Origin of the sequence: Serratia aquatilis (assembly GCF_044865145.1) — a bacterium.
GTDB lineage: Bacteria > Pseudomonadota > Gammaproteobacteria > Enterobacterales > Enterobacteriaceae > Chania > Chania aquatilis.
Genome location: NZ_CP173186.1, coordinates 5,141,305 through 5,156,112, shown reverse-complemented (window position 1 = coordinate 5,156,112; position 14,808 = coordinate 5,141,305). Strand labels below are relative to the sequence as shown.

At 50.6% G+C, this 14,808-nt stretch carries 11 protein-coding genes; 3 read left to right on the top strand and 8 right to left on the bottom strand.

Translation table 11 applies throughout. The features are described from left to right. Positions 1 to 362 precede the first annotated feature (362 nt). Positions 363 to 1,205 (bottom strand): 23S rRNA (adenine(2030)-N(6))-methyltransferase RlmJ, encoded by an 843-nt coding sequence (locus tag SAQUA_RS23430; protein WP_380678647.1) that lies wholly within the window; start codon positions 1,203 to 1,205, stop codon positions 363 to 365. 386 nt (positions 1,206 to 1,591) lie between these two features. Between SAQUA_RS23430 and prlC the strand changes: the two genes are divergently transcribed. From prlC to SAQUA_RS23415, 3 genes are all read left to right on the top strand, one after another. Next, entirely contained in the window at positions 1,592 to 3,634 is a 2,043-nt protein-coding gene (prlC, locus tag SAQUA_RS23425) for an oligopeptidase A (RefSeq protein WP_380678645.1), read from the top strand. Positions 3,635 to 3,642: 8 nt separating this feature from the next. Continuing rightward, the gene (rsmJ, locus tag SAQUA_RS23420; protein ID WP_380678643.1) at positions 3,643 to 4,389 is read left to right on the top strand and encodes a 16S rRNA (guanine(1516)-N(2))-methyltransferase RsmJ; all 747 of its coding nucleotides are present in this window, start codon (positions 3,643 to 3,645) and stop codon (positions 4,387 to 4,389) included. A 164-nt stretch (positions 4,390 to 4,553) separates the two neighbouring features. Then, positions 4,554 to 6,446 carry a bifunctional metallophosphatase/5'-nucleotidase gene (locus SAQUA_RS23415; protein ID WP_380678641.1) on the top strand — a complete coding sequence of 631 codons (1,893 nt, stop codon included), beginning with the start codon at positions 4,554 to 4,556 and terminating at the stop codon, positions 6,444 to 6,446. 194 nt (positions 6,447 to 6,640) lie between these two features. Here SAQUA_RS23415 and tssJ read toward each other — a convergent pair whose 3' ends face one another. The 7 genes from tssJ to SAQUA_RS23380 form a co-directional block, all read right to left on the bottom strand. Then, the gene (gene tssJ, locus SAQUA_RS23410; RefSeq protein ID WP_380678639.1) at positions 6,641 to 7,192 is read right to left on the bottom strand and encodes a type VI secretion system lipoprotein TssJ; all 552 of its coding nucleotides are present in this window, start codon (positions 7,190 to 7,192) and stop codon (positions 6,641 to 6,643) included. After that, positions 7,173 to 8,267, bottom strand: coding sequence for a type VI secretion system baseplate subunit TssG (tssG, locus tag SAQUA_RS23405; RefSeq protein ID WP_380678637.1), 1,095 nt, complete (start codon positions 8,265 to 8,267; stop codon positions 7,173 to 7,175). Before tssG ends, tssJ begins: the two co-directional genes overlap by 20 nt. Beyond that, the gene (tssF, locus tag SAQUA_RS23400) at positions 8,231 to 10,006 is read right to left on the bottom strand and encodes a type VI secretion system baseplate subunit TssF (protein ID WP_380678635.1); all 1,776 of its coding nucleotides are present in this window, start codon (positions 10,004 to 10,006) and stop codon (positions 8,231 to 8,233) included. The genes tssG and tssF overlap by 37 nt, the downstream gene beginning before the upstream one ends. A gap of 304 nt (positions 10,007 to 10,310) precedes the next feature. After that, positions 10,311 to 11,399, bottom strand: a complete 1,089-nt coding sequence (locus SAQUA_RS23395; protein ID WP_380678633.1) for a T6SS immunity protein Tli4 family protein — start codon at positions 11,397 to 11,399, stop codon at positions 10,311 to 10,313. Further along, entirely contained in the window at positions 11,390 to 11,761 is a 372-nt protein-coding gene (locus SAQUA_RS23390; protein ID WP_380678631.1) for a hypothetical protein, read from the bottom strand. Before SAQUA_RS23390 ends, SAQUA_RS23395 begins: the two co-directional genes overlap by 10 nt. A gap of 43 nt (positions 11,762 to 11,804) precedes the next feature. After that, positions 11,805 to 12,896 (bottom strand): T6SS immunity protein Tli4 family protein, encoded by a 1,092-nt coding sequence (locus tag SAQUA_RS23385; RefSeq protein WP_380678629.1) that lies wholly within the window; start codon positions 12,894 to 12,896, stop codon positions 11,805 to 11,807. After that, positions 12,887 to 14,464 (bottom strand): lipase family alpha/beta hydrolase, encoded by a 1,578-nt coding sequence (locus SAQUA_RS23380; RefSeq protein ID WP_380678627.1) that lies wholly within the window; start codon positions 14,462 to 14,464, stop codon positions 12,887 to 12,889. The genes SAQUA_RS23385 and SAQUA_RS23380 overlap by 10 nt, the downstream gene beginning before the upstream one ends. Positions 14,465 to 14,808: the final 344 nt, after the last annotated feature.

The following is a 14,808-nucleotide window of genomic DNA, read 5'->3' as shown; positions in this document are numbered from 1 at the left end:
CGAGAGTAAGCGAATGTACCAAAGAGGGGGGGATTCAGTTCTGGTATGTCTTGTTCAAGACCCAATATAAGTTATGAGCGTACGAGGTGATGTGTATGGTTGATGTTTCGAATCTCTTCTTTGTGTTTCGTTTTATGGGTTAAAGAAAAACATAAGTAATGACTGCTTTGCGGTAACTATCAAAACCAACAAAGGTACGCAGACTAGGCTGTGTCCCTTAATTGCCCGTGGTGCCGTCGCAGACCCAAAAGCCCGTTATCAAGGCGGAGGGTGAAGGGCAGAGTGGCCCTCTGTTCAAACCCGACAACACAGAAAACGGGCTTTTGGGGCGCGACCCTTCGGGCTGGCGACTATCAGCGCTGTTATTCCGGCACTACCCAATTCACCAGATGGTGGCCAATACCGGAAGGCACTAGCACTTTATGCAGCCATGGCAGAACGTTGTTCATCTGCTGTTCCAGCTTCCAAGGCGGGTTAATCACGATCATGCCAGAGGCGGTCATTCCGCGTTGATCGCTATCGGGTTTGACTGCCAATTCAATCTGCAGAATACGGCGGATACCCGTCGCTTCCAGTTCTTTGAGCATACGTTTGATCTGCTGGCGCAGTACGACCGGATACCAAAGAGCGTAGGTGCCCGTGGCGAAACGCTTATAACCTTCCTGAATGCCTTTCACCACGTCCTGATAGTCGGTTTTCATCTCATAAGGTGGATCCATTAGGATCAGGCCACGGCGTGAAAGCGGCGGCAGTTGAGATTTAATCTGCTGATAACCGTCGGCGCGTTGCACTTTGGCACGCTCATCTTTCTGGAATTCGCTGCGCAGCAAGGGATAATCGCTCGGGTGCAGCTCGGTCAGGTGGATTTTATCCTGCGGGCGCAGCAATTGGCGGGCAATCAGTGGTGAGCCTGGATAGTAGCGCAGGGTGCCCGAACGGTTGAAGTTATGCACCACACTCATATAAGCCGCCATTTCCTCAGGCAGATCGTCACGTTGCCACAGCAGGCCGATACCTTCCATATATTCGCCGGTACGCTCGGCGTGTTCGCCGCTCAGTTGATAACGCCCAGCACCGGAGTGAGTATCCAGATACAGTAGCGGCTTATCTTTTTCTTTCAGCGACTCAATGATCAGGCTCTGAACGGTGTGCTTGAGCACGTCGGCGTGGTTCCCGGCGTGAAAACTGTGGCGATAACTTAGCATGGCGTTTGGTCATTCCTCGTGCTCCTGCTGGAGCGGGCTTAATAAAGGCAAACAATCTGCACAGTATAAACTGTCTGGCTGATAAAAAGTGAACTGAGTTCCTAGGCTGTGTCCCTTAATGGCCCGTGGTGCCGTCGCAGACCCAAAAGCCCGTTATCAAGGCGGAGGGTGAAGGGCAGAGTGGCCCTCTGTTCAAGCCCGACTTTACTTCGAACGGGCTTTTGGGGCGCAACCCTTCTGGCAATTAAGGGACACAGCCTAAGCCTCGATGCTTGCATTAATCTTTACCATTGATTTTCCTGCCACTTGGCTCCATGTTAGTTATTGCGCTATTTTTACTGGCCTGATGCCTGCATCGGGTCTACAACCCAATCAGGACAGCCCTTATGACAAATCCGTTACTCACGCCGTTTTCCCTACCGCCGTTTTCGGCCATTCGCCCTGAAGATATCGTGCCTGCGGTGCAGTCCGCTTTGGCTGATTGCCGCGCTGCGGTGGAACGTGTAGTTGCTCAGCCGGGGCCGTTTACCTGGGAAAATCTCTGCCAACCGTTGGCCGAGTCTGATGACCGTTTGGCACGCATCTGGTCGCCTGTCGGCCACCTGAACGCCGTGAAGAACAGCCCAGAGTTGCGTGAAGCCTATGAGCAGGCGTTGCCGTTGCTATCCGAATACGGTACCTGGGTTGGCCAACATGCAGGTTTGTATCAGGCTTACCGCAACCTGAAAGAGGGAGAAGGCTTTGCCAAGCTGACCACCCCGCAGCGCAAGTCGGTGGAAAATGCACTGCGTGATTTCGAGCTTTCGGGTATTGGCCTGCCTGCGGAAAAGCAACAGCGCTATGGCGAGATCGTCGCGCGCCTATCCGAATTGGGCTCTACCTACAGCAACAACGTACTCGATGCCACCATGGGGTGGAGCAAGCTGATTGTTGATGTGAATGAACTGAGCGGCCTGCCAGAAAGTGCACTGGCTCAAGCCAAGGCGATGGCTCAGGCAAAAGAGCAGGAAGGCTGGTTGCTAACGCTGGACATGCCGAGTTACCTGCCAGTGATGACCTATGCCGATAATCAGGCACTGCGCGAAGAAATCTACCGCGCCTTTGCCACCCGAGCCTCCGATCAGGGCCCGAACGCTGGCAAATGGGACAACAGCGAGGTAATGGCGGAAACGCTGGCACTGCGCCATGAATTGGCGGAACTGTTAGGTTTTGCCAGCTATGCCGACAAATCGCTGGCTACCAAAATGGCGGAAAGCCCGGAACAGGTGATCGGTTTCCTGAGCGATCTGGCGAAGCGTGCACGTCCTCAGGCGGAGCAAGAGCTGGCGCAACTGCGTGCTTTTGCCAAGCAACACTATGGTGTTGATGAACTCGAAGCCTGGGACATCACTTATTATGGTGAAAAACAGAAGCAACATCTGTTCTCCATCAGCGACGAGCAACTGCGCCCTTACTTCCCGGAACAGCGCGTGGTTGAAGGGTTGTTCGAAGTCGTCAAACGCATTTACGGTATTACCGCCCAAGAACGCAAAGATGTGGATACCTGGCACCCGGAAGTTCGCTTCTTTGATCTGTTTGATGCGAACGGTGAACTGCGTGGGAGCTTCTACCTGGATCTGTATGCCCGCGAGAACAAACGCGGTGGTGCGTGGATGGACGATTGCGTTGGTAGTCTGCGCAAGGCAGACGGCGAACTGCAAAAACCGGTGGCCTACCTCACCTGTAACTTTAGCCGCCCGCTGGGCGACAAACCGGCGCTGTTTACCCATAACGAAGTCACCACACTGTTCCATGAGTTTGGACATGGTTTGCACCATATGCTGACCCAGATCGATACTGCCGGTGTTTCCGGTATCAGCGGTGTACCGTGGGATGCGGTGGAATTGCCAAGTCAGTTTATGGAGAACTGGTGCTGGGAGCCTGAAGCATTGGCCTTTATCTCTGGCCACTACGAAACAGGTGAACCCTTACCGAAAGCCCTGCTGGACAAGATGCTGGAAGCGAAAAACTACCAGGCAGCGCTGTTTATCCTGCGTCAGTTGGAGTTTGGCCTGTTTGATTTCCGTATGCACTTTGAATACAGCCCGGAAAAAGGGGCACAGATCCTGCCTACCCTGGCAGAAGTGAAGAAAATGGTGGCTGTTGTCCCTTCACCGAGCTGGGGCCGCTTCCCGCACGCGTTCAGCCATATCTTTGCGGGTGGCTATGCCGCTGGTTACTACAGCTATCTGTGGGCGGAAGTGCTGTCGGCGGATGCCTATTCGCGCTTTGAAGAGGAAGGTATTTTCAACGCCGAAACCGGTAAATCCTTCCTGGATAACATCCTTTCGCGCGGTGGTTCCGAAGAGCCGATGGCGTTGTTCAAACGCTTCCGTGGCCGTGAACCCAAGCTGGATGCTATGCTGCGCCATTACGGTATTAAAGGATAACCCGCCACGTGAGCGTGTTTTTATTGTGTGAAGCAGGCGCCGATCCCGGCGCCTTGTCTATTTTGGCCGAACGCTGGCAGCTGACTTGCGACGAAGATGCGCTGATGGCGCTGGTATTGACGCCGGAAAGGTTGGAACTACGCAAGCGCGACGAACCCAAACTCGGTGCGATTTACGTAGATTTTATTACTGGCCCGATGGCGCATCGGCGGCGTTTCGGCGGTGGACGGGGTGAGGCGGTGGCCAAGGCTGTCGGCATCAAGGGCAGCTATCTGCCCAGCGTCGTTGATGCCACTGCCGGGCTGGGGCGTGATGCTTTTGTCCTGGCGTCACTGGGGTGCCGGGTACGCATGTTGGAGCGCAATCCGGTAGTTGCCGCCTTGCTGGATGATGGTTTGCAGCGGGGTTATCAGGATGCGGAGATTGGCCCGTGGTTGCGCGAACGTATGACGCTGTTGCATGCCTCCAGCCTCACCGCGCTTGCCGATCTCAACCCGCGCCCGGAAGTGGTTTATCTCGATCCGATGTATCCACATAAACAGAAGAGCGCGTTGGTGAAGAAAGAGATGCGGGTCTTTCAGTCATTGGTGGGCAGTGATGACGATGCCGATGGTCTGCTGGAACCGGCCCGTAGGTTGGCGACCAAGCGGATCGTGGTGAAACGCCCAGACTACGCACCGCCGTTGGCTGATGTTCCGGCACATGCGGCCACAACGACCAAGAATCACCGCTTCGACATCTACATGCCTCTATAAACTAGCCCATAAAGGTGTTTGAAAAACCGTAGGGGCGTCAATAAGCAGGCTAATTATTGACCCCCTTCACATTTACCGTGTCCGTTGTGCAATGATGCTGGCAAACCAGGGGTGTGACTTTCATAATCCTATTTAATTACAACTACCTATAATTAAATATCATTATGAAAAAGACACTTGCCTCCTTACTGTTTTGTCTGAGTACCTCTGCTATGGCCCAAGAGCCGGTAAACATCACCATCCTTGGCACCTCCGACCTGCATGGCACTTTTGTACCTTGGAATTACGCCACGGATACCGAGGACCTGTCGGGTAGCCTGAGCCAAATTGCCACACAGGTACACAATGTTCGTGCTCAGCAACCTAATGTGATCCTGGTTGATGCCGGTGACACTATTCAGGGCAACTTTGTTGAAACCTTCAAGAACGATCCAACCAGCCCAATGATCCTGGGTTTTAATGCCTTGAACTACGACGTGTGGGTGATGGGCAACCACGAGTTTGATTTTGGCCTGAAAGCGTTGGCAACCCCAGTTAACCAGTTCAAAGGCGCGGCGTTGGCGGGCAATATTTTCTGGGAAAGCGGCAAACCCTATCTGCCCGCTTATAAAATCGTTGAACGGCAAGGGGTAAAGATTGGCATTATCGGTATGGATACGCCGATGACGGCTGAGTTTGCCAAGGGCACCGATCGTGTCAAAGGGTTGCTGTTTACCGATCCGGTACAGGCGGTAAGAAACGTGATCCAACAGATCCACAGCCAGGTAGACGCGATAGTGCTGGTGGCCCATATGGGGATTGAAAATGAGAACCAGCGGCCAGGGACCGGCGTGGGTGATATTGCGCGGGCTAACCCCGAACTGGCGGCGATTGTCGCTGGGCATATGCACGTAAAAGTGGATAAGGAGTTGATCAACGGCGTGATCGTCACCGAGCCGGATAAATATGGCCGTGCGTTGTCGCGTATCGATCTGCAATTCGAACAGCAAAATGGCAAGTATGTCCTTATCAACAAAGACAGCTACACCTATCCGATAAAAGGTATGGCATCTGACAAAAAGCTGGAAGAGATTTATCGCCCCTTCCATAGCGTGCTGCGGGCCAATGCCAATCGGCCGATTGCCAAGCTGACCGGGCAGGATCTGGTCCCGCCCGATGCGGTGAAAGGTATCCCTCAGGTACATATTCAGGATACCGGCATCAGTGCACTTTATCAGGAAGCCTCGCGGTACTTTGCCCCCAAGGCGCAGGTGATTGCGCTACAGATTGATAATGACCGGCCCAAGCTGAACGTAGGCACCATTACCGCCAAAGATATTGCCTTTAACTATCAATATGCGGGTGGTGAAATCACCGTTTATCAACTGACCGGCAAAGAGTTGAAAAAATACATGGAGTGGGCGGCGGATTACTTCAACCAACAGCATGAGGGGGACGTTACCTACAGCTTTAACCCGCAACGTCGGGCGTCTAAATACTCAACCAACGATTTCTTTGACGGGGTGACCTATACCATTGACCTGCGTAACCCGGCTGGGCAGCGGATCACCGATCTTAAATTGAACGATGGCACTCCGGTAACAGACAATATGCCGATTCGCTTGGGGATGAACAGCTATCGCATGGGGCACCTGACGCAGAAAGGCGGCGTACTGGAAGGCATGCAGTTTCCGATACTCTCAGATACCAAGGCCGAGTATGGGGAAGAGGAGGGGACGATCCGTAATCTCACCATTCGTTATCTGACCGAGGTGAAAAAAGGGGAGTACCAAGGCAAAGCCATGCAACGTTGGAAGCTGGTGGGGCTGACGGGTTATGAGCGGGAACGCAAGATTGTTGAGAAGCTGCTGAACGAAGGGAAAATCAGCGTGCCAACCACCGATGACGGGCGTTATACCAACGTTGCCTCGATCAACGTTAAGGAGCTGTTGTTCAAGGAGCCGCAAATGATGAAGCAACAGATTGCAGCTCTACAGCAACAAGCACTTGCGGCAACAGATCCCATTATCAAACGGCGGTTGAGCGATCGCGTAGCAATTATCGAGGCGATTAACTGAGATTACCCTATTGCTTCGCTGACTCTGTTTGCGCCTGAGCGATCAGCGCATAGCGGTGAGTAACTGCGTTAGTCGGTTATCTATCTGTGCCCGCAGGAAGCGCAGTTGACGGTTAATAGACATGATAGTTCCCTTTCTATGAGGTTATTGCGGGGGGGCTCAGAGGTAGTTACGCTGTTTCAGGTTGCGGCATGTTATTTCTCCTTCAGCGGCAATAGGGTGAGGGTGTGCTCTTTCAGTTCGATTTGCCGCACCTTGTCCGGATCCAGCTCGTCACGTTTGATCACCACGCGCCAATTGTTCTTCTGGCTGTCCGGGGCTAAGAACATCCCCGCTACGGCGACGAACTGCGTGGCCGTTTCCATCGGCATGTCGATAACAACGTTTTCATCCGGCCTGACCCAGACCGCCTTTTCGGCCAGCAGATCGGTTTTTATTGCCTGGCTGTCTGTGGCAAATAACGCCTGATAATCGGTATTGTCGAAGCTCTTGCGGTCTTGCAACTGATAAATTCGCACAATGGTCGAAAGCGGTGCTCCGCTGGCGTTATTGTTGGTCGCTGGGCGCGCCATAATGTCCAGATGCAACGTTTTCACCTGTTTGTAGAAAATGGCTTTGGTTGCCGCCACGGTGCCATCAGACACTTTCTGGGTAAGCCCGCAGCTGGTCAGAGCCAGTAGCGAGAGAATGAGTAGGGTGGATTTATGCCGCCGTAACAGACGGCCATTAATATTGATATTCGCCATTATCGGCCTCACTGTAATGCGCGTTCTCAAAAACGCACTGATAACGCCCTAAGCTGATGGTGATGACTTCACCGTTAGGGCTGGTCTGGTGTGTAGAGATGCGGCGCATAATTGCCGTTTTGCCAAGCTGCGGGCTATCGGCACCGGGCGAGCAGGAGAGCTGTGCGTCCGGCAGCAACGAGCGCGGTAATTGCAGTTGTAGACGGGCATGCAGCCGCGCACCCAGATAAACATGCAGCAGGGAGAGCAGGTCAGTATGCAGTTCTCCCCCAGGTAACCAGCCTCGCACTTCCAGCGGATCAGTAGTGGTTAACGTCAGCAATACCTGGCTATTAACATCAACCGCACTGCGCCCCATTACCGGGTGCGTTTTCAAGGTTACGGGTTGCTGGCAAGACAGCATTGCCGGCGTATCCAGTGGGATATGCAGCCGGTCATGGGGCGTTACGGTGGGCACGGTGTTGGGTGCCAACAGTTTGACCAGAGCTTCGATGCCTTCGGCGGTGCGGGTAGGCAAGCGCAGTACCCCTAGCAGAGCCAGAAAGCGCGAAATTGGCGTGCCGACATGTGCCGCACTGCCCGGTATCCCCAGCCCGACCAGCCCAAGCAGATATTGCGACGTTTCATCACTCCCGCCGGGCTGGAAGGTGGCGGGATAGGAGTATTTACGCCAGATGCGGTAAAACTGCGTCGTCAGCCGATGGTTGAAAATATCCAGAAAATCGCTGACCACTTCAGACCCGTCGCGTTGCTGCGCAATGTCGTCGATGTAACCGCTCGGCAACGGCGACTCCACGCCGTAAAGCCCGATGAAGGTGGTCCTGACCGTCGGTGGCCGCTCCGGGTGATCGGGATCGGTTTCAACGCTTTTTAGCTCACTGACCGGGAACCCCATGCCGGGGTGTGGACGAAAACGCACCGGCTCGTGTTGCGGTGAGTGGGTTGCACCTAAACCCGGCTCGCCCGACTGACTTTGTTCCAATAGTTGGCAGAAGCGGTAAAAGTTAATGTAGGGCGCTTTAATCGCCAATTTCTCTATCAGCCGGGTATGCGCTGATTGTGATTCTCTTTCCATCGCAGGTGTTTTCCCGTGGGCTGAATAATCAGGGTGAGTTGGTTAAATAAGTGAATATCGGTATAGAGGGCAAAGAAACGGTTGAGCATTTCACCAAACAGATTGATATCGCCTTCACCGCTGAAGCCGTTGGCATCGAGCGTGATCACAATGTCGATGCCGCGCAGCAGAAAGCCTTTTTCAAAGCGTTGGATCTGGAAATGTTTGACGTCGACGATGGCATCGAGTTTACGGTTAGTCATTTCATCATCCAGCCAGTTATACAGGGCGAGTGTTCCGCACAGCACCTCGGCACTGGCCATCATGTTCAGGAAGCTTGAGCCCAGATGGCTAAGTACCCGCCAGTGGAAACGGTCTTCGGCGGGCGGGTAAGCGGGCAGCGTTGGCTTACACAGGTTGCGGATCTTCAGCGGAACCGGTAGCGCCTGTTCCGCCCTATCGAGCAAGGTGCTGCGCAGCGCCTTGCGTGGCAACTGACCATTAGTGCCGGTAATTTGCAGCGAGACGGTTTCCCGTTCAAACAGACGGTCGTCCTCCCAGGACTGCCCACCCAGGATCAGCCAGGTATCATGCAGCCCCGAGACGCCGCGTTTGACGCGCGTATGGTAATAACGCTCCGGAGCAGTGCGGCGCAACATACCGCCACGGTGACGGAAACTGGTGAATGGCACATACAGCGCATCGTCGGTACGCTGCGAACCCATAACGCCGTCCACCGAGTAAATCTCCGTGTGCCCGTCTTGCAACCGACGCGGGCGCAGCAGGTATTCGCTTTCCAACCCGTTGATCGTCAGCGGGTCGGCCTCAATCTTGAACAGGTTGATCACCGGCACACAGTGCAGACATAGGTTGTGTGTCGATACCGGTAGCTGGTGGTCCCACAGTTCGCTCAGGACCACGTCGATCTCAAAGCCAGTAATTTTCTCCGGAAAGGCGATCTTCTCCAGCCCATTGAGAGACACGAACATGAATTTTTCGCGGAAGGTGAAATACTCCAGCAGAAGTTGATAGCCACTGAAGGCGGTGTCACCTTTCGGCCAGAGCCGGTCATCTTCCGCGAAGCCGCCGGGAGAAAAGTAACCATCCAGCCGCTGGGGTTCCCCTATCCGCCCCTGATGGGAAAAGAAGCGCAGCGACATTGCCGCGTTTCTTTTGGTCAACGCCAGATGCAACGCTGATGTGAGCGGCGCATCGCCATTAAGGTAAAACCGCAGTTTACTGAGGTTTACGGCGGGCCAATCGGTCAGTTCGCTGCACGCAAAACGCAACCGGATGGCCGAGCGCCCGTCGGGTTCGGTCAGCATCTGTACCTGAGAAACGCTAATCGGCAGCAGGGTGAGATCCTGCGTGGTTCGGTAGCGGCACTGCGTTTTTTTCGGGCCGACCGGCTGGGACAGGATTTCGAATCCGGCGGGCATCGTTTCGCTCATTTTCATGCTGCCGACGGTCGGTACCATTTCCACCACGCTAAGGGATGGAATGGTACGCAGATAGTGCGGCCACAGTAGGCTGACCAGCCCTTCGGTCAGTTCGGGTAAGTCGTCATCAAGCTTTTCGCGCAGCCGCCCCATGGAGAACGCAAAACCTTCAAACAAGCGTTCGACATAAGGGTCGGGCGTTCCCGCCCGGTCGAGATCCAGCGCAGCGGCCCGGTCGGGGTGCGCTTCGGCAAACTCTTTGGCGGCATCGCGCAGATAGCGCATTTCTGCGTCAAAATAGCGCAAAGTTAAATCATCCATCGGAGGTGCTCCATTGGTTGAGACTTATTATTCAGGTGCGTCTTCGCCAGACGACGCTGACGCGGAGAGGAGAATCTGTTTCACTAATCGAGTAGTGGTTCCAATTAAGAGAACATATGCTTTTAGATGAAGTTATCGATGGCTTTTTTATACAACTCAATTGAAATAAGAAGTGGGTTGCCTTGCAAAGCAGTCATTTAATTTGTGTTAATAACGTCAGGTTGCCACTCTTAATAGTAGTATCACCTAAAAACCAGACATACTGTTCACCTGATTATTGCTTGACGATTAACTTTGGACATATTTAAAAAGCCCCAGGACGAACACGAAACGTTCGGGTGATACGATCCCAGATATCGACTAATTGTGCGTCACTGTAATGAGTAGTGACTAATTTTCGATTATGCAGCTTGATTGAAAAAACCGGGTGTTGATAGCTGGCGATTTTTTCATTGCCATACAGCGTAAAGGCGAAAAAATCCACCATATTATCATTGATGTCCTGTTTACTGCGTATCAGCCACTCCTCCGCTTCAATACCTAGCAAGCTGACTCTCCCTTTACGCATAGTGTGAGAGTGACTACTACGGATAGCGTTTTGAATTTCACTGCCTCTTTCTAGCAGACTCACATCTTTTTCAAGCGTATTATTATTTTTTACTCCCAGAGTAAAATCTTCATTTTTATAAACAAAAAGAATGGTTTCTTTATTTTGGCTACCATTATCACGAATAAATCCCTCGGGAATACAGGTGCCTGGCTGTGTTGGTATCTCATCGTCTTTTCTTCCACTTAACCGAGAGAGTAAATCTTTCATCTCAGCTAATTTTTGGGGTTTGGTGTTAGCCGTCGAAGAAGAGGAACCATCACTTAAAAACAACTCGCGTTCTTTCGAATATCTCTCATCTGAATAATCCGTAATTTCTGTCTGGACAATAAATGCGACGCCATCAACATAAAGATGTCCCTCCAAGATTCGACTAAAACCAGGCACACTCTCATTTTGATTGCGATCAAATATAACGGCATTATCATTCAGTCGATAGATCTGCTTAAGAAAAGGTTGGCTTCTGGGGTCTACAGTATGCTCGCTTTTAAACCGCTGTTCGCGTAACTTTATTCGCTGCTCAAAAACTGGCTGATAAAGACGTTCGCTAGCAATCCGTATATCATTAATTTTTACTGAATCACTTAAAGAGTTATAAAAGGGTTCAGGCACATCAAAGAGATAACGGCCAATACATTGTGACTTGGTTTTTGCAAACAGCGAGTCCATGGTGGTTTTTTCCTCAGGGGTTAATGGGGGAGCGGGGATATCGCGGTACAAAAAGAGATAGCCAATAATAGCAATACAGAATATTGCTGCGAGCATGATAGAAGCTTTTACCTGCATGCAGGAACCTCCTGCACCATTTTCACAATGGCACGCAGCGTGAACTTCATTGTGACAGAGAGCTCACCTGCCGCGATATTACCAACAGCATAAGCGCCCTCATGATCGACATCGGTCGCCAGTAAACTACGTATAACAGATGAGGTAATACGCCCGGAGCGAACCGGCACGGTGCTATCACCAGGGCTGCCTGACGAAACCAGCTCAAAGTTACTGACTAATCCACTATCATCCGGTTGCCACTCATTTTCCCTGGCTACCCGGTTAGTGGCACTTCTGACAACACCTGCCACTGCCTGAATAGGGAGCCGTGATGTTGCCACTCTAAATGGTGGTATCACCTTAATAAAAAAATCAGTCATACTTTTCACCTGATTATTGCTTGACGATTAACTTTGAACACATTTAAAAAGCCCCAGGACGAACACGAAACGTTCGGGTGATACGATCCCAGATATCGACTAATTGTGCGTCACTGTAATGCGTAGTGACTAATCTTCGATTGTGCAGCTTGATTGAAAAAACTGGGTGTTTATAACTGGCGATTTTTTCATTGCCATATAGCGTAAAGGCGAAAAAATCCACCATATTATCATTGATGTCCTGTTTACTTCGTATCAGCCACTCCTCCGCATCAATACCTGGCAAGCTGACTTTCCCTTTACGCATAGTGTGAGAGTGACTACTACGGATAGCGTTTTGAATTTCACTGCCTCTTTCTAGCAGACTCACATTTTTTTCAAGCGTATTATTACTTTTTATCCCCAGAGTAAAATTTTCATTTTTATAAACAAAAAGAATAGTTTCTTTATTTTGGCTACCATTGTCACGAATAAAGCCTTCGGGAATACAGGTGCCTGGTTGTGTTGGTATTTCATCATCTTTTCGCCCACTTAACCGAGAGAGTAAATCCTTCATCTCAGCCAACTTTTGGGGTTTGGTGTTAAGCTGTGCCTCTGATGAACCTGTTCTTAAATAACTTTCCCGAACATCTGAAAATTGCTCTCCAGATAGGTCCCTTATCTCTGTTGTGACTATAAATGCTATACCATTAGAGAATAGGTGCCCTTCTAAAGTACGGATGAAAGCTGGGTCGCTTCCGTTTGTATTTCTGTCAAAAATCACACCGTCTATATTTTTTAATGGATAAGTCTGTTTTAAAAATGGACTATTTTTAGGGTAAAGCACACTTGATTTTTTCAGTTCTTGTTCACGTAACCGTATACGTTGTTCAAACGCCGGGTGATATAGGCGCTTACTGGTAATATGCATATCATTAATTTTTACCGAGTCACTGAGGGAATTATAAAAGGGTTCAGGCACATCAAAGAGATAACGGCCAATACATTGTGACTTGGTTTTTGCAAACAGTGAATCCATGATGGTCTTTTCCTCAGGGGTTAATGGGGGAGCGGGGAGATCACGGTAAAAAAAGAGATAGCCAATAATAGCAATACAGAATATTGCTGCGAGCATGATAGAAGCTTTTACCTGCATGCAGGAACCTCCTGCACCATTTTCACAATGGCACGCAGCGTGAACTTCATTGCGACAGAGAGCTCACCTGCCGCGATATTACCAACAGCATAAGCGCCCTCATGATCGACATCGGTCGCCAGTAAACTACGTATAACAGACGAGGTAATACGCCCGGACCTAACCGGCACGGTGCCATCACCTGGGCTGTCTGACGAAACCAGCTCAAAGTTACTGACTAATCCACTATCATCCGGTTGCCACTCATTTTCCCTGACTACCCGGTTAGTGGCACTTCTGACAACACCTGCCACTGCCTGAATAGGGAGCCGTGATGTTGTTTTAAACGTTTGTTTTTTAACCCACGTCAGACTGCCATCAGAGGGGTTGTCCTTACTGGCACCGTAAAAAGCCCAAGTATTAGGGTGGTATTTATTACTTAAACCCTCGATGTAGTCATGTACTTTTCCGTTTATAATATCCCTATATTTATTCCATTTCTCATCAAGGTCTCCATCCGATATACCCGACTCATAAAGTCGCCACCAGTCACTGTTATTCAGGTAGATTTCTTTATAGGGGTCGAATAATGGCTTGACCTGCGTTTCTTTTTCGCTCTGTATTTTCAGCCAGCTATTCCCATAAGTGACACTGGGTAACAACTGTAAAGGCCCAGGAGACTGAGCCAGCACCGGCATAAGTTGCTCTGCATTACGGCCAATAACCCTACCCACAATTCCGCGCTCCCCAGTTTTCATGCGTCGATAGGCCGCAGGGGAGCCCAAATCAGGCATTACACCATGGACAATACCCAGAATATTCTCTTGTCCTCCCATGTTTTCTGAGTAATGACGTGCAACCAGTCCCCCCATAGAGTGGGTAACAAGAATAACTTTATTCAGTGCCAATCTTCCATGATAGAGACCTAAGGTCATTTTAATATAATCAGCAAGTTTTTGGGCTGAATCTACATTGGACTGGAGCCAGTTATAGCCAAAAACATGTACGGGAAATAAAAAATTGTAGCTATGCTTAACTTCAGCTTTAGTCAGTGCTTCTTCTCCCCGCTCCGCATTCAGGTTCTCACCGATAAGTTGTTGCCGAGTGGTCAATCGTTGGGAACCGTTTATAAGATTGTCGAGAAGAATATGTTGGTCATTGAGCATAAATTGCAGGACATGCAATGGTTCACCATAGCTTTTGTAGAATGCTTCTCCCCAACCGCGTTTTTCGCGGGAAGGGAACATCTTCTCTTTCTGATCGTTGTAAAGTATCTTGCCACTGTCGTCGACTATAGTGGTTTCAGGGTCCAGTAACTGAATCCTTTCTTTTGAGCTATTTAACAACCAAAGTAGGGCATCGATACCTTGATAAAAATTCGCGTGCCAGATCCCTTCACCCTCCTGATTTTTTAAATTACTTCCCATCACTCCCGGTAAAAAAATCACTGGGATCACTTTCTCTGCCACTTTAGGGCAGACTGCCACTAGATTTTGATCTGCCCTTGCAATAGGGGTTTTATAATATACTCGGCCATTCTCATCGTATTGCGGGAGTACAATAAATTTATTTTCAGTTTTATTATTCATTGGTTACGCCATATCCTTTAATTACAGTTCGCCAAGCTCTATTCCAGCTTTTTCCATATCTACTATCCGTCTGTGTCATCGAGAATAAAAATTCATTATCATCAGTCTGTAATGGTTTATACCCAAAATAATTCGAGTTGCTTGTAGGCGGCAACTGAGCGACAAATCGGTCAGGAACCGATTTGAACAGCGCTTGCGCTGCCCGCAGGGTGAGCCTCAGGGATGAGGCTCATTAATTCCCAGGAGCTTACTCAGGTAAGTGACTGTAATGAAAGACAAATCTGCTTGGCGGATTTGAACGCTGCTTGCAGCGGCCCCGAAGGGGCGAGGCCCGACATGGGCCG

Excerpts from the sequence above, each read along its gene's own strand:
- SAQUA_RS23430 (WP_380678647.1), bottom strand. The coding sequence starts at position 1,205 with ATGCTAAGTTATCGCCACAGTTTTCACGCCGGGAACCACGCCGACGTG.
- prlC (WP_380678645.1), top strand. The coding sequence starts at position 1,592 with ATGACAAATCCGTTACTCACGCCGTTTTCCCTACCGCCGTTTTCGGCC.
- SAQUA_RS23415 (WP_380678641.1), top strand. The coding sequence starts at position 4,554 with ATGAAAAAGACACTTGCCTCCTTACTGTTTTGTCTGAGTACCTCTGCT.
- tssJ (WP_380678639.1), bottom strand. The coding sequence starts at position 7,192 with ATGGCGAATATCAATATTAATGGCCGTCTGTTACGGCGGCATAAATCC.
- tssG (WP_380678637.1), bottom strand. The coding sequence starts at position 8,267 with ATGGAAAGAGAATCACAATCAGCGCATACCCGGCTGATAGAGAAATTG.
- tssF (WP_380678635.1), bottom strand. The coding sequence starts at position 10,006 with ATGGATGATTTAACTTTGCGCTATTTTGACGCAGAAATGCGCTATCTG.
- SAQUA_RS23395 (WP_380678633.1), bottom strand. The coding sequence starts at position 11,399 with ATGCAGGTAAAAGCTTCTATCATGCTCGCAGCAATATTCTGTATTGCT.
- SAQUA_RS23390 (WP_380678631.1), bottom strand. The coding sequence starts at position 11,761 with ATGACTGATTTTTTTATTAAGGTGATACCACCATTTAGAGTGGCAACA.
- SAQUA_RS23385 (WP_380678629.1), bottom strand. The coding sequence starts at position 12,896 with ATGCAGGTAAAAGCTTCTATCATGCTCGCAGCAATATTCTGTATTGCT.
- SAQUA_RS23380 (WP_380678627.1), bottom strand. The coding sequence starts at position 14,464 with ATGAATAATAAAACTGAAAATAAATTTATTGTACTCCCGCAATACGAT.